Consider the following 234-nt stretch of genomic DNA (forward strand, 5'->3'; position numbering starts at 1 on the left):
CAGCGTAGGTACCATACTCATTCATCGAAAAAGCCGGAATGACGTTGACCTTGTCACCAATATTGAAGTGGCTGACATTGGCACCAAGCTGTTCAATAATGCCTGACGCTTCGTAGCCAAGCCGGGCGGGCAGGGAGGGAGTCTCAAGATATTGGCCACTTCGAAACATGACTTCAGCACGATTAAGGCCAATAGCATTAATTTTGATCAGTACTTCATCTGCTTTTGGTGTGT

The 234-nt window shown here is 47.0% G+C and carries 1 protein-coding gene; it reads right to left on the reverse strand.

The window, feature by feature from the left end; genetic code table 11:
- The coding region (locus LGT40_RS00055; RefSeq protein ID WP_226343085.1) for an alcohol dehydrogenase catalytic domain-containing protein at positions 1 to 234 on the reverse strand (234 nt) is incomplete at both ends.

This window comes from Methylophaga pinxianii (genome assembly GCF_020447225.1).
Lineage (GTDB): Bacteria > Pseudomonadota > Gammaproteobacteria > Nitrosococcales > Methylophagaceae > Methylophaga > Methylophaga pinxianii.